This window comes from Limnohabitans sp. Jir72, from assembly GCF_003063575.1.
Lineage (GTDB): Bacteria > Pseudomonadota > Gammaproteobacteria > Burkholderiales > Burkholderiaceae_C > Limnohabitans_A.
In genome coordinates this window covers 34,406-50,201 of the sequence record NZ_NESC01000002.1, presented here as the reverse complement: position 1 = coordinate 50,201, position 15,796 = coordinate 34,406, and the positions used below count along the sequence as shown (strand labels likewise).

Here is a 15,796-nt window from a genome sequence, read left to right as displayed (position 1 = left end):
CTGGAACACTGGACACATCAACCCAATCGGCAGAGGCAGAAATGACAGCACAAATTTCAGAAAAATTGATCTACAAGGGAGAGGAACTGTCCTTGTGTGATGACCCGCTGCATTACTACTTACAGACAATTGGCAAAGAATTGAAGCTTCAAGCTCCTTCGACTGCCCTCTGGCGAGGTTATGTAGGTACCTGGACTATTGAGGATGGGCGCTTGTATCTGGTGAAGCTCAAAGGTTTTAAGGAAACAGCATCTGGAACAACTGAAATCGAGCTTGGGGATATCTTCCCGGAATACCCGGATGGCGTGTTTGCACATTGGTACACAGGTGAGCTGCGCTGCCCCATGGGTGGACTACTTGAATATGTACATGGTGGCTACGCAAGTCGATACGAGATGGACTTGTTCTTAAAAATTGATAAGGGCATCTTGGTCTCAGATCGGATCGTGAACAACGGCCATGCAGAGCCAGATGCACCTCAGGGGTATCGAATCAATGCGATGACGACCTTTGGGCGGCGGTGAGCAAATGATTTTTTTGATCATCGCCAGGCTCATCATTGATATTCGCGGAGCCAAGAAATGAACTATGACTTGTGGTTTTGGTTGGGCTGTTACTTCGCCATCGGCGTTGTTCTAGTTCTTTTTGGCCGAGTGCTTGTAAAGCTCTTCTATAAGGACAAGCGCAGCGATTTTGTGAAAAGTGCATTAGCCGCACTTGAAGAAGACAAGTCACCTCAGGAGAAGCGTCGTGAATTTTTCAAGAGCATCACCACAGGCTCCTTGGTATTTGTGGCGTGGCCAGTTGCATTTGCAGTACTCGTCAACGAATTGAGGGGGAAGCCTGCTTCGACATACGTCAAAGACGATGAGCCAAAGTTCACGAGTGAGAAGAAGGACTTGATTGAGATCGTCAACCCACACGAAGTCGAAGCGGCAGCAAAAGTAGTTGATCCCAAGAGAAGGGCTCCAGATTTGCCTTTCGGACATCTGAATCGTGGATGGAAAGAGCTGCGTAGAAAGATGATGCCTGGGGACGTGATGTGGAGCTTCAAGACCTCCGGCTACCAGTCAAATAACGGTGAGGGTTACAAAGGCCCCCAATATGAATCCCCACGAAACATTGTTCACGGCTACGCCATAGTTCGCAGCCGAAAGATCGTGGGCGAGTTTCTGACTCAATGGGATTGAAATGCTGAAGTTTTTAACGTTCTTTGTGTCTTGCACATTCGTTGCAAGCTCTATGGCCGAATACGTGGCTCCAATTTCGACTGAAAAGTCTCTGGTAGAAATTCATGTCAACAAAGACTGGACCGTGCGCCAGCGGATGGAAGTAGTCAATAAAGTCGAGACAGAGCAAGGAATCGCGTTACTTGGAGAGCAGAAGATCACCTACAACAGTGCACACGAGCGTGTACGAGTGATCAAGGCTTACACAATTCATCCTGACGGAACAAAAGACGTCGTCACGCCAGATCGCATCCGCACGCAAGACGATCAGGACGACACCTCAAATGGCGTCTACAGCGAGTCCAAGGTGAAGGTCATGATCTTTCCCAACGTCAGAGTCGGGAGCAAAACCTACTACCTTGTTGAATCGTTTGAGCACACCCCAGATTTCCCCAAAAACTTCACATGGTCAGAGTATTTTTCCCCGCATAGGAAGTACGGACAAGCCGAAGTTAGGTTTTCACACGCGTCTTCGCTGGATATCAAAGTCAATGGCCGTGGAATGATTGGAGGTCGAGTCGATGATCCTGTAAATACTAAAAGCGGTGTGACACGCTATGTATTTCGGTATGACCAATCGAGTGCAGACCCAGCAGAGCCGAACATGGTGAGCTACATTGATTACGCACCTCAATTTTCTGCCAGTAGCTTCAAGAACTACGCTGATGTGGCAAAAGCGTACCATGATCGCGCTCGCCCCAAGGCGTCGACTACCCCTGAATTAGTAGCTCATGCACGTAAAGTAGTTGGAGATGCAGGTACTGAGCGAGAGAAGGTTAAACGTCTCTATGAATGGGTTTCGAGAAATATTCGCTACCTCGGAGTATTTGCGGGATCCGGTGGCTATGTTCCACATTCGGCGCGAAGTATTCTTCGTGCACGGTACGGTGACTGCAAAGACCATGCGACTTTGCTTGAAGCGCTTCTGCGAGCCGTTGGCATTGAAAGCTCGCAGGTTCTGATCAATTCAGACAAATCCTACAAACTTCCGGAGGTCCCGAGTACTGCGGTATTCGATCATGTCATCACGTATGTTCCGTCGCTCGACTTGTTCTTGGATTCAACCTCGCGGTTCACGCCAATGGGGCTGCTGCCAGAAGGAGATGTTGGCAAACCTGGGCTGATCACCGCAACAGGCCAAGTGCTCACAACGCCACTTGATGATGTGGAGAAAGATAAGACCATCACGTCGACAAAGATGACCCTACATCCAGATGGGCGAGTCACAGGAACCTCTCGAGTTGAACAGTTTGGCTACTTCCAGCTCCTGTCTCGAGCCAAGATATACAGAAATCAGAACAAACCGCAGGAGGAAGTGGTTGGAAACATGCTGGCCAGATTCAATGAATCAGGGACTGGTCGAATTCAGCACGCCGACCCGCTGGACTTGGATGCAGCATGGGTCGTGAATTCAGAGTACTCATTAGACCCCGTAGCAAACCTTCCCGGCGTTGTTGCGTTGACATTACCGATTGGTCTGGCACAAGGACGGTTCCAAACTTTGGCAAGTGTTAAAGCCCAAACCAATAGTAAGTTTCCTCATATTTGTGGATCCTCATCGCACAAAGAGATGATCGAAATGAATCTTCCAGATGAGTCTCGCATCACGCGTGTTCCGACAGACGTCAGCTTCAAATCCCAGACGCTGAGTTACCACGTCAGCTATCAAACTTCTGCCAAGACGGTCAAAGTCACACGAATTTTTGAGGCGAATAGAGGGCGATCTGTATGCGGCAGAGAAGATGATTTGGAATGGGATCAGTTCACCAAAGTCTTGCAGAGAGATCTGCGCCAACAATATTTCCTGGAGTAACCCAATGAAAATTGAAGTTGTCATTGGCAATATCGTCAAGCAGCCGGACGTAGAGGCCATCGTGAATTCGGCGAATGCAAATCTTCGATTGGGCTCTGGAGTTGCTGGCGCAATCCACATGGCAGCCGGTGACAAGCTAGAAGATTACTGCCAGCCATTTGCACCCTTGGAACTTGGGGCCGCGCTAATCACCCCAGGGTTTGATTTGCCCAATAAATGGGTCATTCATGTTCGCTCTGCTCACTACATCAACAACACTGAGCCGGAGCGGTACATGGCGTTTGCCATTTTTTCCATGTTGAATGTGGCAAGAGAAAACAAGATCAAAACCTTGGCAATGCCAGCCATCGGAACAGGCATGTTCAAGTTCCCGGCGGTCTTAGCTGCACGGATAACGGCCAAATGTTTGCAAGAGTTCGCGAAGGGTGAACATGACATTGAGCTTGTTCGGATTTGCGTGGTGAATGAGGAGATGCGGCAGCTTTTCGAGTCGGCGCTTGCTGTTGATGTGGGGCTGAACGTCGGGTGAGGATTTGTATACCGGCTCAAAACTGGTGGCCACACAATGAGTGGCCTTGGGGGCTTTTCAAGGTAAAAATACGTTGCTACAATAGTGGCAACATTTAGAGATGGGTCGACGCCCACGCCAACCTGCCTACCCGGGCAAGGTGGATCGCGAAAGCGGATGTGGCTTCTTAGGAAGCAACCAACCGGGCAACAGCGTCGACCCTCCTAGAACGGAGGGTTTTTTGTTTTCTGCGTCTGATATTCATCCCGACCTCATCCAGGCCTACACGGAGACCGAGTTCCGTGTACTGGAGGGAATCCCTTTCACGCTTCAGGTTGGCAAAGTCAGTAGTGACTTGCTTGTAGCGCATAAGAGGCATCGGGTTGAGTGCAGCGCCTTCCTAACGGCTTGCAATCCTTTCAGCCAAGAGCTGACTGATGAAGCCAATGGAGAAAGACAAATAGCACTGGCAAAAGAGCTTGCATCACGCAGCCTAGAGTTTGTGGCTGGCATTGGCCAACACCCTTCGAACCAATGGCCGGGTGAGCCAAGTTATTTGGTGTTTGGCCTGACGCTGGAGGCTGCGAAAACCTTGGGCGCTCGTCTTGAGCAAAACGCGATCGTCTGGAGTGGTTCTGATGGGACGCCTCAGTTGATCCTGCTGAGATAAAGATATGAGTTGGGCTGCCTCATCAAACATGCAGTCCGGGGGGATTTGATCCAGATTGCCGCCCCCGACACCTCGTCAAAGCGGCTAAATAGGAGAAATTAATGTCCAACGTCCAAGAAACAATTCGGCCAATGAGCACTGTCGGCGAGTGCGTCCTGTCAGCGTCTGATTCGTACATCGAGACTCTCAACATTAAGACAATTGAGGCTCAACCCTGGCTGGTCGAGCTTGTCATTAAGACGCAATTGCTGAATGCCAAGAACCCTGAAGAGAAGCGGATCAAGTCGCGCACGTGCATCGAACGCACTCGTTTGGTTGAGATACAAAGTGTCATCGGGGAATTCCTGCAGAGCTCTGATTCATTGGATGAGCTTCTTTCCGCTTAATCTAGGGAAACCATGACAGCTGCCACACCAATCCAGAAAGTCCGCAGCACCTACGATTCAAAAGAGGAGCAACGAATGTCGAAAAAAAGTGAGGAGGAGCGAATTGCAGAGTTTGAGGTGGATAGCTCGGGAACTCTGACCATGGCGGACTATTGGGAGCCGAAGATTCGTTCAGAGTTTTATGAGTCTGTGTATGAATCGTGGGCTGAGTCCCCTGCGCATCTCGCAGATGCGATGGATGAGTGCGAGCCACTAGCCTGGGCTGTTCACTCCATTTACACCGAAGTTCGAGATGAGATTCAGGCTGCGCTGGATGAGATCAGAGAGACTTCGGGCGCGTTTAAAAAGAGGACGGCTGCCTTGAAGGCCAGGCTCAAGGCAATGCCTGAGGAGCCAGAGGATGGTGTCGAGGATTGGCTTCTATCGCTCACCACAAATGAGTTCGAGGATCGCATTGTTCCAGAGGTCGAGGAATGGTTCTCTAGCCCGCCCAACTGGAACTGGGAGGATGACCATCTGCCCAGAGACGGAACCGCCCAAGGTGCTGCGCTCGAGTTTTTCCAGAACTTGGGTAGCGATGCGCTCGATACGCTTGGCGTGACCATCGTCGAAGGAGAGCATCCGGGAAGCACTTACTACGCAGCAGAGTTGACATGTGATGTCGATGCTGCAAACAAGGCAGCCGCAAATGCAGTCATCCCGGTGCGATTCAAAAATCGTAAGGGGTGATCGCATGAAGAAGCACCTCATCTTTGAAGAGATCCGGCGGTACTTAATCGACGATGCTTACGTTCGCGACGAAATCGTTGGAACATTCAAAGACGACGCACCTACGATCTTGAAGTCATTGGCAAAGGGTGAGGAACCCCAGTTGCCCGATGTTGATGTCGACACGTTTTTGATCGATCTTCTGCACAACGTCGGTCGTCTCTACAAGCGGTACACGGCCCATGGCTCGTATGGCAGCTATCACATAGATATCCGTGGACTTGGTGGGGTGTACTTCTACTGGGCTCCTGAGTTTGACACTACGGGCTACTTCCTATCGGTTGACGATGCATCGGTTGCTATTGAATGGGATTGGGCGGACAACCTGGCTTCAAGTAACGGGAGGATATATAGGGCTCCGTTTTTGAGGGATGTTGAAGCAACAGAAAAGGCGTTGACAAAAGTTGATGCTCAAGTTTCTCTTGCTGGTCGCAATGTCACGCCAAGACGCCATCATTTTTTCCACGGCGAAATTACAGACGCCCCAGGCCGCAACGAATCGTGGGACCACTATCTCCGCTACCGAGGCAACGGTCGCTGGCAGCTCATTACTCAGAGCACAGACTTTTCTGGAATGGAAGAGCTCTCCGAGAGTAAGGAAGATATGAGCACGCGTCAGTTGGTCCAGTGGGTAATCGAACGCGACGAAGAGAGCGAAGAGTCAAGCGAACGTAATGGCGATAGCCCTGACGCTGTCGATGTGGACGAATCGCAAAAGTCTCTTGGCTCGTATGCCAAGCGCCTGAAAGAAATCGCACTAGACGTAGGGGCATCTCATTGCGTCAAGTGTCTAGATGGATGGGTGATGGGAACGTGGCCCTCGATACCAGTATTGCGCATTTTGAAGATTGTTGGTGTTACACGGCGCGGAATATGGATCAAGATCTACCACGATGTTTACAAGGTCGTGACTAATTGCGGTGCTGCGTATATGTACCCTCCTGACAAGGACGGATATGCAACTGTGGCCCTGGAAGCACAAGGTTCCATGTCTCCTGGACGTAAGGTGAAACTTGACAAGAGTATCCTGAAACAGGTGGTGGAATATGAACCTGATTTGAAAAAATTGATGGGGTGATTGAGGTGAATTCCAAAAAATCTATTGAAGCCCTCCAAAAGATTCCAGATGCCGAGCTCGAGCGTCTATACGATCAATACGGAAACCCTAGATGGCCCTACCTCAACTTGTTTACCTGGAAGAGACTGAATTTCAAATGCCGTCAGTGCGCCTGGTCTGGAGATGGTGGACAAGTAGATATAGGTGAGGTAGATGATGAGATTACGGAGCTTGTATGCCCCGATTGCGGGGCCTACATGTCTGCTCTTTCACACCTGGTTGAGATCCCCGGTTTCAACAAGGAGTCCTGATGGCAGTCATGGATGAACTGGTTTATCGGCCTGCCCCAGTTTCCGAGCAAATTCTTGAAGCCGCTAGCGATGCAGCGGCGCAATGTGGCTACGACCAGACTGAAGAGGCTCTCCTCGATCACGCGATTCTCGATGTACGTTGGGTGTCGGGTGATTCGGTCAGATCTCTTTATCCGGAGTTTCTTGAACCACCTTGCTCGTTTGCACCTGATGAGATCGTTCGCATCGACTGGTTAACTTGGGCTGTACCCTTGCGGTTCGATGGCCGCTATGAAAAATCTGTGATTACGCGGGCTGAATCAATCGTTGTGGCTGTTTCTACTTTGGTGAAGCGCGAGGTTTTTACCTATGGACTGGGTCCCGAATACAACTGGCTGGAATGGCAGGATGGAGGTTCGCCACCAGAGGATCTGCCTGACGGTGTTTTTGAAGCGCTAGGTGAATTGATTGCCGGTGACTGGCGGGAGGACGTTCGAGAAGATGCAGAAATGGATCCTAACTATCTCGATAACCTGCACCCCAAAGTTCGGGCTGCTGTCACCGAGGTAATAGAAGGCAGGGATTAACAGCAATGAGCTTTTTGAAGTATCCCCCTTGGGTGATCTTGCACATCCCGCATGATTCATGCGTTATTCCTGCCGATGTGCGGTCGCAATTCTTGTTGTCGGATGCTGAACTTAAGCAAGAACTCCAGTGCATGACCGATCACTTCACACATACGATTTTTGCCGAGCCAATCGGTGATGCGATGGTTGTCCGCGCACCAGTCAGTCGTCTTGTGGTCGATGTGGAGCGTTTCGCAGAGGATGAGCAAGAGCCGATGGCAGCCCGGGGGATGGGAGCCATTTATGAGGTCACATCACACCTTAGACCTCTCAGGCGGAGACTATCCCCAAACGAGCGGGAAATGCTCATGCAGACCTGGTATCACCCTCACCATCAGCGTCTCGAGGCAGTAGTTTCCGATACGCTCGACCGCTATGGGCGCTGCTTGGTGATTGATGGGCACAGCTTCCCCGGTACTGCGCTGCCATATGAGAATGCGAGTCCTGCTATTGCTCGGCCTGATATCTGTATTGGGTCAGATCCGTTTCATACCCCAAAGGTCCTCGAGCAGATTTTCGTAGAAGTCTTCGGTCGCAACGGATGGAGAGTAACGGTGAATGAGCCCTTTGCCGGAGCATTAGTCCCGGCCAGCAGGTATCAGCGTGATCCCAGGGTCATGGCAGTGATGGTGGAAGTAAATCGAGATCTATACCTGAACCCTGATGGCTGGGGGGCAAAATTGGAGTTTGACAGGATTGCAAAAGAAATTAAGGCTTGCTGTGTTGCAGGACTGGCTAAGTTTGACTCTGAAATGTCCGATAAGCCTAGCGCACTCTCTTCCAAATCCACGACTGATGGCAATGATTCAGTCGTTAGACTCCGGGATGTCACGGTTGGAGGCAGGATTCGCAAGCAATTTCAGTCTTCGGTCTGGGCAATTGCACAAAGGGCCGCCAGTCGTCAGAGCGAATCATTAAATGGCAACATGCTGACAAGCAGGCAGACAACTAGCTTGGCATTCCTTGATGGCAGCGTAAGCGTTACTCGAGGTGAGTTTGGACCGTCTTCAGGAATGTTTTGGGAAGGCATACTCGTCAAGGCATTCATTCTCAATGAGTTGGGATTCGATGCCGAGCGGCTGCTTCGTCAAAGTCTCCCTTCTCACAAAGAGCTGAAACTCATGGTCCGAGAAGGTCGTGCAACTTTAGACAAGTGACCCGTGCATAGTTTGAAAATCCTGGTCACACAAACAGCAAGCCTCGATCATTCGGACCCTAGTTCAGCAAGGCGTGCTGCAGCCCCTCGCTTCCCAAGCTTGCGGGCTTGCGCAATCGAAGGCATCTGACTCGCACGGGGTTTGGACTTACCTGCCTCCCAGTGGTAAACCGACTGAGCTGAGACTCCGATGAGCTTTCCCATTTGCTCAGCTGACAGCCCCAGTTTTTTCCTCAACGTCGCAAATCCAGATGTGCGAAAGCGGAGGTTTTCTTTGGGTTCTGCATCAACGGAATTCGTGGGTTTTGCGCTCACCCTCTTGGCCTTGCTAAGAGCCTTCTCAAGCTCGCTCAGCCGCCGCTTTAATGCTGCAATCTCCGATCGATAGCTCACAGATGCCTTCTTAAGTTGTTTGGTCTCCGAGCGGACTTCCTTCTTGGCGATCCGACTGATTTCTGCCTTGAGCTGGACAGCAATGTTAGTCATTACTTACGTTTATGAGTTGAATTGACGTCGGGATCATAAGTGAGTTGCTTGGGTTGAGCAAAAAAAACGCCCCAGGTTGAGGCGTAAAGACTCCTTTGGCAACTGCATCAAATACCGAGTTTTGACTCAGGGAGTGGTTGTAGATTAGAGGTTGGTGAGCTCATGCGGTGAGCCTGCGCTTGGTTCTAATGATGATCATCATCTGAAGCAAGGAGCTGATATGTCTTTTTGGCAAATCCTAGGAAAGTGGGCGTATTCCGACTCGGGCGAGTCCATTCAGAAGGTGTCTGACACGACGTCAATTTCATCCGAAGGGACGGTTTACAACCGAATGGGCAACATGACAGTGGGCAGTGATGGCGCCGTCTTCACTCAGATGGGCAGTTTCAGCTCGGACGGCAGTACCAGAATGGGCAGCACAACAACCGGGTTGGGGGCAGTATTCAATAAAGACGAAGAAGATCGCTTCTGAAGAGGAATAGCCAATGCACAACATTCAAATGGCCGAATTCTCCGAAGAATTCTCACACTGTTGGAACGCAGCAGGATCGCACATTCAGCGAATGGCGGGGGGCGATCTCATGAGCTGGCTTAAGGCAACTCTTGCCCCGCCCTTCCTAGAGCATCTTTCCTTTAGGCTGGGAAATCAATTGTTCTTCATTCAGATCGAAGATGAAGACGGCATCCTCGAGGTGCCAGGCAGTCCAGATGGGCTTATGGCGATTGCAAACGGCTGCAATGGCCACGCATGTTTGATGCCAATGAAGAAACAAGCGGGTCATTGGCAGCCGACTGCTCCAGGCTGGGGACTAATCGATGCGCAAAGCAGAAAAACAATGGATCCGATTTCGTTTGTATCAGACGAAAAGATCGAGATGACTGACTGGGAGTTGCAAGATTTTGCGGTCCAAGTGGTCCGAGATGAACTGAAGAAGTCTGGGCGCAAGCTCATGTCATGGAATGGAAATCCAGAAGTCTTGCCATCGATTTGGTTCGTCGGGGATGACGGTCCAGAGTGGGTAATCGTTCGTACCTATCGATTCCCAGATGAGGATGAAGGTTTGCCTGAGAATATTGAAGAAATTAAGGCCCAACTTCGCAAAGTATCTACCAAAGGGAATTATGCTGCTGTTGGGATTGCAGATATGACGGAAATGTTCAGCATGGACAACATCGATTCGGATGAGATGCCAGCAATATATAGAGGCAACGGATTGAACGTCACATACGAAGGATTGAGGTGCATCACTTGAGTCAATCTGCGCGCCCTCGTTACTTGACGAAGTCCAAATTCAAGCTAGCGCTTGAGTGTCCGACTAAGCTTTACTATGCAGACCAGCGAGGGCTGTACTTCGACAAAAACAGCGACAACGACTTCCTTCAATCCTTGGCAGACGGGGGGCACCAGATCGGTGAACTTGCCAAGTACAAGTACCACCCTGACCCCATCGGAAAAGGGATCACTGTCGAAACGCTGGATTACGACGAGGCGATCCGCATAACGCGAGAGAAGCTAGAAGCCGAATCACGATCAGTTGTCGCAGAAGCAGCCTTGCTTGTTCATCCGTTTTTCATCAGAGTTGACATCTTGATTCGAGATGAAAAGTCCAAGTCTATTGAGATCATTGAAGTTAAATCCAAGAGCGTATCAGATGAAACTGTTGGTGCTGAATTTAGAAATTCGTCAGGGAAATACGAGTCTAAATGGTTGCCCTACCTGTACGACGTAGCCTTTCAAGCTGAGGTCGTCCGCTTGGCATTTCCGGGCTACAAGGTAATTCCCAAGCTGCTTCTGGTGGACTCCTCTGTCGCATGCGATGTTACTGGGCTACACCAAATGTTCCCCATCATCACCGAGAAAGATCCAGAGAGCGGTAGAGCCCGTGCAAGAGTCAAAACTCCCGATGGTGTCATACCTTCTAGTCTCAGAAGCCTTAAGTTTCTGCGAGAGGTCAATGTTGCAAATGTGGTGAGCGATTTGAGACAGAGACCAATTGATAACTCTGCTCATGTTCCCCAATTTGCCGGGGAATCAATGCTCACATTTATGCAGTGGGCGGGAAAAATTCAAATCGAACGCCAACGTGTTTTTCACGGCCTGTCCAAAAATTGCAAGGCTTGCCAGTACAGGGCTTCAGAAGGAGACCCGCTGCGAAGTGGTGTTCATGAATGTTGGCAAATGGCATTGAGCCAAGGGATTATTCATGGAGCCCAGAAGGCGGATGACCGATCGAACCCCTTATCAATAGACATCTGGGGCGGAGGGTCAGGTAGCAAAAGCATGGCTGATACCGTCCTCAAGTGTGGTCGTGGCTTCTTGTCTGATATTCAAGAAGATGACATTCGACCCAAAAATTCATCCGGTGGAATTGGTATGACTTCGCTGGAAAGGCGAATGGCTCAGGTGAATGCTGCATCAGGTGCCGGGCCAAAATCTGTCTTGAGTGAGTCTCGACTGGCTGAGATGGATGCGTGGAATTGGCCATTGCACATGATTGACTTTGAAACGTCAGCACCTGCGTTGCCTTTCTTCAAAGGAATGCACCCGTATCAGACCTTGGCTTTCCAGTTCAGTCACCATGTGATGGAACGTATGGAAAGTGGGACGGTTCGAATCCGTCACGCGAGCCAATGGATATCTACAGCATCGGGCCAATTTCCAAGCATTGATTTTGTCCGCCAACTCAGAAAGGCACTAATGCCCAACGGGCAGTTAAATGGGACAGTGTTTCGATATCACAACCATGAAAACACGGTTTTGCGAAGCCTTCGGGGTGAGATCATGAAGTCTTCAAGGACTGACGCTCCAGATGCAGAAGACTTGCTGGCATTCATTGATCTGGTCACAAAATCTACCTCCGAAGAGGCAAGGCAATCTGGAGAGTATGTTGGTCCGAAATCCATGATTGACCTGCACCGCTTAGTGCAAGAGGGCTACTTCTCAAGCAAATCAGGTGGAAGCATTTCCCTCAAATATGTGCTTCCCGCCATACTTCATGATGCCAAAGAGGTAGCGCAGCTCTATGAAAGACCTGGGCTGTATGGCTCAGGTCTTGGTATCCATAGCCTGAATTTCAAGGACGCGGGCGGCCATGTTTGGCTTCAAAAGACCAAAGGTGGTGATCCATACAAAACGCTGCCAGGCATTTTTGGGAAAGAGAACCCAGATCTAAATGAGATGCTGATGCGTCTGGCGGGAGACGACGAGGAAGAGGGGGTGATCGCGCAAGGGGGCCTGGCGATGACCGCGTACAACTACACCCAATTCAGCTCAATTTCCCCTGAGGAGCGACTCAAAATTGAAGAGGCTCTACTTCGGTACTGTGAGCTCGACACATTGGCTATGGTCATGCTAGTTCAAGGTCTGATGGAATTGAGAGGTCAGCCAATGAAGATCGAAACCTCTTCACCCTCACTGCTGAATTGATATTGATGCGGTACTTAAAAATAGCCATCACCATCATTTGTTTATGTGCATCTCTGCTGCACGCGGAAACAATTGTGGGTCAGGTGGTCGCTGTGAGTGACGGAGATACGATCAAGGTGCTAGATGACTCCAAGAAATTGTTCGTTATTCGGCTGATGGGCATTGATGCGCCTGAAAAAGCGCAACCATTTGGTCAGCGAGCGAAGCAGTCACTCTCTGAGCTCGTATTTCAACGCCGCGTTGAAGTCCAGTGGAACAAGCGGGATCGGTATGACCGTGTCGTCGGCAAAGTGCTTCTGAGTGACAGTACCGATGCCTGTCTTGAGCAAATTGTTAGAGGGATGGCTTGGCATTACAAGCAGTACGCCAGTGAGCAAATGGTTGAAGATCGCCTCAAATATTCGCAAGCCGAGCAAGCTGCGCGATCAGCTCATGAAGGACTTTGGGCAGAGGACCACCCAACTCCTCCATGGATGTGGAGACGAGTTTCGGCAAATGGGCATGGACGGACCAAAGATGGAGTGGCCAGATGAGAAAGTCATCAAAGAACAACGTCTCCAAAGTGCAGACGATAGATCATGACAATATGTACGACTTCCCTAGCGAGGAGTATTGCAAGTGGTCGTCCGATGGTGAGTGGGTCTATCTGAAGCGTGTATTTGAGAACGGTCAGATATTGTTCTCACGTTTCGATATCAACGATCCTGGGCAAAACGAAATCCCAATTACACGTCAAGCGTACACGGCGGTTCGCTGTGAACAATTTCAGAGGTGAAGAATGACCAAGATCAATTTCCTAGAGGTATTTGAGCGACTAGTAGCGGCTCACGACAGCATGGATGACGCCGAAATTCAGGCATGCAAAGACATATTCACAGCCTCAGGCAGGCCGATCAGAGTAGAGGTAACTGACGAACTCGAATGGGAGGAAAGTGTTTCGCCTGAGTATGAAGAGTGTCCTGTCGTGACTCAGACTTTCAAGGTGTATTTGGGGGATGAGCTTTTATACGAAGGGCAACGCATGTTCGGTAGTGAACTCGTTGACCCAACCCATACTGGGGCGGGTGGGAGATGGGAGTCAATTCAGGTCGATATGGGAGATGAAAACCTAACGATCGAAGCCCTTGAGGATCTGGGGCATGAGATTGAGTGGCCTGCAGTCCCTGAGTGGCGCTGAGCATCTAAATTAGGAAAACAGCGATGAACGAAATCATTTGCCCGCACTGTTCAAAGGCTTTCAAGATTGACGAATCAGGCTATGCCGACATTCTGAAACAAGTCCACGATCGAGAGTTCGAAAAGCAGTTGAACGAACGTCTTGAGCTGGCGGAGAAGGAAAAGAAGATCGCCCTTGAGCTTGCTCAGGCTAAGGCATCAAGTGAATTCCAAAAAGATGTGGCGGGCAAAGATGCTGAGATTCAGAGCCTCAAGTCGAAGCTCGAGAGCAGCGAGTCTGCTCTTCGGCTTGCTGTGACTGAAGCACTCAGCTCAGTTGAAAAAGAGAGAGATGCACTAAAGGCCAAAGTCGAGGCCAATGAGATTGCGAATAAGCTTGCAATCACGGAAGCTGTCAGCAGTGTCCAAAAAGAGCGTGACGAACTCAAAAACAATCTTGCCCGCGCAGAGCTTGAGAAGGCGATCTCAGAAAGATCGCTCGCAGATAAGTATGAAACGCAGATCAAAGATCGTGATGATGCGATTGAGCGGTTGAGAGATATGAAAGCTAAGTTATCCACGAAGATGGTGGGCGAAACCCTTGAGCAACATTGCGAAACCGAATTCAATCGAATTCGTTCGACTGCATTTCCAAGGGCCTACTTTGAAAAAGACAACGATGCCCGAAGTGGCAGTAAGGGCGACTACATCTTTCGTGACTCAGACGAGTCAGAGACGGAAATTGTCTCGATCATGTTTGAGATGAAAAATGAGAATGATGGGACAGCCACCAAGAAGAAAAATGAAGATTTCCTTGCAGAGCTTGACAAGGACAGGAATGAAAAAGGGTGTGAGTATGCCGTCCTGGTTTCGCTGCTAGAGCCTGATAGTGAGCTCTACAACACAGGGATAGTTGATGTGTTCCATCGTTTTCCCAAGATGTACGTTGTAAGACCGCAATTCTTCATTCCGATCATCACCCTGTTGAGAAATGCAGCAATGAATTCACTCAAATACAAGAGTGAGTTAGCACTCGTCAAGGCGCAAAGCATTGACATCACAAATTTTGAAAACGAGCTGGACACTTTTAAGAATGCATTTGCCAAGAATTACGACTTGGCCTCAAGGCGCTTCCAAATGGCGGTTGAAGAGATCGACAAATCGATTGATCATTTGCAGAAAACTAAAGAAGCGTTGCTGAGCACAGATCGGAACCTGAGGCTAGCTAACGACAAGGCTCAAGATGTGACTATCAAGAAGCTGACAAAAGGCAATCCAACGATGGCTGAAAAATTTGCGGAGTTGAAGAAGTAATAGATCTCGCGGCAGCAAGATTTATGTTGGAGGAAGCAATGGCAAAAGTTGATGGGGCATATTTTTGGGTTGTTGTCGAAAGCTATCGAAGATCTGGATCTGGGTTACACGGCGATATTCATGTCAGACCCATTCCTGGAGAGAAATTTCACTCAACTCTTCATGTTGAATGCTCAAAGAAGTTGGTGACAGATTACCCCGTTGGTACGAGATTTCGAATAAAAGCAAAGCTTACAGACCGATTGGGAGACGGCGAATTTCTCTACAGCTACTATGGCTGGCCATTCGAGATTGTTGCGTAACTGGAGAAAAAATGGCAAACACCTACGTCATTCAAAGAACTCGGGTTGTCCGCATACATGAATGGTTGCGTGTCCGTGCTGACACGGCTGATGATGCGATCTATTGTGTAGAGGAGGGGGAATATGATCGAGACGATTGGGACTTACTCGACGAAGTTCCAGTGGGTGAAGAATCTGAAGGAGTGGTCATCGTCGATGTTGCAGAGATTAAAGACGACTACTGACTCTCTTCAAAAGTTATTTCGATTCTGCCAAAATCTGTTTCCCCAAAATTAAGGAGATTTGAGTGAATAAGAGTGAATTGATCGAAGCGATCGCGAAGAATACCGATCTATCAAAAGCTGCAGCTGGCCGCGCTCTGGAAGCCGTCCTGTCCACGATTGTTAAGACTGTGGCAAAGAAGGAAGACGTCCAGTTGATCGGCTTTGGTACTTTCAAGGCATCCAAGCGTGCAGCCCGTACTGGTCAAAATCCTCGCACTGGAGAGAAGCTCAAGATCGCGGCAGCAACTGTGCCGAAATTTACAGCTGGTGCTGGGTTCAAAGCCGCTGTGAATAAGAAAAAGTGAGCTAGCTCTTGTCCAGACTTCGGCCCTTCGGGGCCGTTCTT

General features: G+C 49.7%; 19 protein-coding genes and 1 riboswitch. Of the genes, 18 read left to right on the top strand and 1 reads right to left on the bottom strand.

Going from position 1 to position 15,796, the window contains the following annotated elements; translation table 11 throughout:
• Nucleotides 1–41: 41 nt before the first annotated feature.
• The 10 genes from B9Z52_RS03110 to B9Z52_RS03060 all read left to right on the top strand — a co-directional run bounded on the left by B9Z52_RS03110 (nt 42) and on the right by B9Z52_RS03060 (nt 8,504).
• The gene (locus tag B9Z52_RS03110) at nt 42–524 is read left to right on the top strand and encodes a hypothetical protein (RefSeq protein ID WP_146182771.1); all 483 of its coding nucleotides are present in this window, start codon (nt 42–44) and stop codon (nt 522–524) included.
• 57 nt (nt 525–581) lie between these two features.
• Nucleotides 582–1,190 (top strand): hypothetical protein, encoded by a 609-nt coding sequence (locus tag B9Z52_RS03105; RefSeq protein ID WP_108412408.1) that lies wholly within the window; start codon nt 582–584, stop codon nt 1,188–1,190.
• A 52-nt stretch (nt 1,191–1,242) separates the two neighbouring features.
• A complete protein-coding gene (locus tag B9Z52_RS03100) occupies nt 1,243–3,042 on the top strand; it encodes a DUF3857 and transglutaminase domain-containing protein (protein ID WP_158270500.1) in 1,800 nt (599 codons plus the stop codon).
• A 4-nt stretch (nt 3,043–3,046) separates the two neighbouring features.
• Complete coding sequence (locus B9Z52_RS03095) at nt 3,047–3,571, top strand: macro domain-containing protein (RefSeq protein ID WP_158270499.1); 525 nt, start codon at nt 3,047–3,049, stop codon at nt 3,569–3,571.
• A gap of 85 nt (nt 3,572–3,656) precedes the next feature.
• Nucleotides 3,657–3,762, top strand: a riboswitch (SAM-I-IV-variant riboswitch).
• A gap of 29 nt (nt 3,763–3,791) precedes the next feature.
• Nucleotides 3,792–4,220, top strand: a complete 429-nt coding sequence (locus B9Z52_RS03090) for a DUF3293 domain-containing protein (RefSeq protein WP_158270498.1) — start codon at nt 3,792–3,794, stop codon at nt 4,218–4,220.
• Nucleotides 4,221–4,321: 101 nt separating this feature from the next.
• Nucleotides 4,322–4,606 carry a hypothetical protein gene (locus tag B9Z52_RS03085; protein ID WP_146182770.1) on the top strand — a complete coding sequence of 95 codons (285 nt, stop codon included), beginning with the start codon at nt 4,322–4,324 and terminating at the stop codon, nt 4,604–4,606.
• Nucleotides 4,607–4,618: 12 nt separating this feature from the next.
• Complete coding sequence (locus tag B9Z52_RS03080) at nt 4,619–5,335, top strand: hypothetical protein (RefSeq protein WP_108412403.1); 717 nt, start codon at nt 4,619–4,621, stop codon at nt 5,333–5,335.
• A 4-nt stretch (nt 5,336–5,339) separates the two neighbouring features.
• The gene (locus tag B9Z52_RS03075; RefSeq protein WP_108412402.1) at nt 5,340–6,452 is read left to right on the top strand and encodes a hypothetical protein; all 1,113 of its coding nucleotides are present in this window, start codon (nt 5,340–5,342) and stop codon (nt 6,450–6,452) included.
• Nucleotides 6,453–6,741: 289 nt separating this feature from the next.
• On the top strand, nt 6,742–7,308 hold the full coding sequence (locus B9Z52_RS03065) for a hypothetical protein (protein WP_108412400.1): 567 nt from the start codon (nt 6,742–6,744) through the stop codon (nt 7,306–7,308).
• A gap of 5 nt (nt 7,309–7,313) precedes the next feature.
• Nucleotides 7,314–8,504 carry an N-formylglutamate amidohydrolase gene (locus tag B9Z52_RS03060; protein WP_108412399.1) on the top strand — a complete coding sequence of 397 codons (1,191 nt, stop codon included), beginning with the start codon at nt 7,314–7,316 and terminating at the stop codon, nt 8,502–8,504.
• A gap of 47 nt (nt 8,505–8,551) precedes the next feature.
• Here B9Z52_RS03060 and B9Z52_RS03055 read toward each other — a convergent pair whose 3' ends face one another.
• Nucleotides 8,552–8,989: a DNA-binding transcriptional regulator gene (locus B9Z52_RS03055; protein ID WP_108412398.1), complete on the bottom strand. Its 438-nt coding sequence runs from the start codon at nt 8,987–8,989 to the stop codon at nt 8,552–8,554.
• 220 nt (nt 8,990–9,209) lie between these two features.
• On the opposite strand from B9Z52_RS03055, the gene B9Z52_RS03050 reads away from it, so the two are divergent.
• The 8 genes from B9Z52_RS03050 to B9Z52_RS03005 all read left to right on the top strand — a co-directional run bounded on the left by B9Z52_RS03050 (nt 9,210) and on the right by B9Z52_RS03005 (nt 15,755).
• The gene (locus tag B9Z52_RS03050) at nt 9,210–9,461 is read left to right on the top strand and encodes a hypothetical protein (protein ID WP_146182769.1); all 252 of its coding nucleotides are present in this window, start codon (nt 9,210–9,212) and stop codon (nt 9,459–9,461) included.
• A gap of 13 nt (nt 9,462–9,474) precedes the next feature.
• Nucleotides 9,475–10,242, top strand: a complete 768-nt coding sequence (locus B9Z52_RS17955) for a hypothetical protein (protein WP_199222025.1) — start codon at nt 9,475–9,477, stop codon at nt 10,240–10,242.
• Complete coding sequence (locus tag B9Z52_RS03040; protein WP_233251796.1) at nt 10,239–12,416, top strand: DUF2779 domain-containing protein; 2,178 nt, start codon at nt 10,239–10,241, stop codon at nt 12,414–12,416. Before B9Z52_RS17955 ends, B9Z52_RS03040 begins: the two co-directional genes overlap by 4 nt.
• 5 nt (nt 12,417–12,421) lie before the next feature.
• Nucleotides 12,422–12,949, top strand: a complete 528-nt coding sequence (locus B9Z52_RS03035) for a thermonuclease family protein (protein ID WP_108412688.1) — start codon at nt 12,422–12,424, stop codon at nt 12,947–12,949.
• 245 nt (nt 12,950–13,194) lie between these two features.
• The gene (locus B9Z52_RS03025; RefSeq protein WP_108412394.1) at nt 13,195–13,593 is read left to right on the top strand and encodes a hypothetical protein; all 399 of its coding nucleotides are present in this window, start codon (nt 13,195–13,197) and stop codon (nt 13,591–13,593) included.
• Nucleotides 13,594–13,616: 23 nt separating this feature from the next.
• Nucleotides 13,617–14,885, top strand: coding sequence for a DUF2130 domain-containing protein (locus B9Z52_RS03020; protein ID WP_108412393.1), 1,269 nt, complete (start codon nt 13,617–13,619; stop codon nt 14,883–14,885).
• A 313-nt stretch (nt 14,886–15,198) separates the two neighbouring features.
• A complete protein-coding gene (locus B9Z52_RS03010) occupies nt 15,199–15,411 on the top strand; it encodes a hypothetical protein (RefSeq protein ID WP_108412392.1) in 213 nt (70 codons plus the stop codon).
• Between the two features lie 62 nt (nt 15,412–15,473).
• Entirely contained in the window at nt 15,474–15,755 is a 282-nt protein-coding gene (locus B9Z52_RS03005) for an HU family DNA-binding protein (RefSeq protein ID WP_108412391.1), read from the top strand.
• The last annotated feature ends 41 nt before the right edge of the window (nt 15,756–15,796 follow it).

Excerpts from the sequence above, each read along its gene's own strand:
- B9Z52_RS03110 (WP_146182771.1), top strand. The coding sequence starts at position 42 with ATGACAGCACAAATTTCAGAAAAATTGATCTACAAGGGAGAGGAACTG.
- B9Z52_RS03095 (WP_158270499.1), top strand. The coding sequence starts at position 3,047 with ATGAAAATTGAAGTTGTCATTGGCAATATCGTCAAGCAGCCGGACGTA.
- B9Z52_RS03025 (WP_108412394.1), top strand. The coding sequence starts at position 13,195 with ATGACCAAGATCAATTTCCTAGAGGTATTTGAGCGACTAGTAGCGGCT.
- B9Z52_RS03060 (WP_108412399.1), top strand. The coding sequence starts at position 7,314 with ATGAGCTTTTTGAAGTATCCCCCTTGGGTGATCTTGCACATCCCGCAT.
- B9Z52_RS03055 (WP_108412398.1), bottom strand. The coding sequence starts at position 8,989 with ATGACTAACATTGCTGTCCAGCTCAAGGCAGAAATCAGTCGGATCGCC.
- B9Z52_RS03085 (WP_146182770.1), top strand. The coding sequence starts at position 4,322 with ATGTCCAACGTCCAAGAAACAATTCGGCCAATGAGCACTGTCGGCGAG.
- B9Z52_RS17955 (WP_199222025.1), top strand. The coding sequence starts at position 9,475 with ATGCACAACATTCAAATGGCCGAATTCTCCGAAGAATTCTCACACTGT.
- B9Z52_RS03035 (WP_108412688.1), top strand. The coding sequence starts at position 12,422 with ATGCGGTACTTAAAAATAGCCATCACCATCATTTGTTTATGTGCATCT.
- B9Z52_RS03010 (WP_108412392.1), top strand. The coding sequence starts at position 15,199 with ATGGCAAACACCTACGTCATTCAAAGAACTCGGGTTGTCCGCATACAT.
- B9Z52_RS03065 (WP_108412400.1), top strand. The coding sequence starts at position 6,742 with ATGGCAGTCATGGATGAACTGGTTTATCGGCCTGCCCCAGTTTCCGAG.
- B9Z52_RS03020 (WP_108412393.1), top strand. The coding sequence starts at position 13,617 with ATGAACGAAATCATTTGCCCGCACTGTTCAAAGGCTTTCAAGATTGAC.
- B9Z52_RS03100 (WP_158270500.1), top strand. The coding sequence starts at position 1,243 with ATGGCCGAATACGTGGCTCCAATTTCGACTGAAAAGTCTCTGGTAGAA.
- B9Z52_RS03105 (WP_108412408.1), top strand. The coding sequence starts at position 582 with ATGAACTATGACTTGTGGTTTTGGTTGGGCTGTTACTTCGCCATCGGC.
- B9Z52_RS03050 (WP_146182769.1), top strand. The coding sequence starts at position 9,210 with ATGTCTTTTTGGCAAATCCTAGGAAAGTGGGCGTATTCCGACTCGGGC.
- B9Z52_RS03075 (WP_108412402.1), top strand. The coding sequence starts at position 5,340 with ATGAAGAAGCACCTCATCTTTGAAGAGATCCGGCGGTACTTAATCGAC.
- B9Z52_RS03080 (WP_108412403.1), top strand. The coding sequence starts at position 4,619 with ATGACAGCTGCCACACCAATCCAGAAAGTCCGCAGCACCTACGATTCA.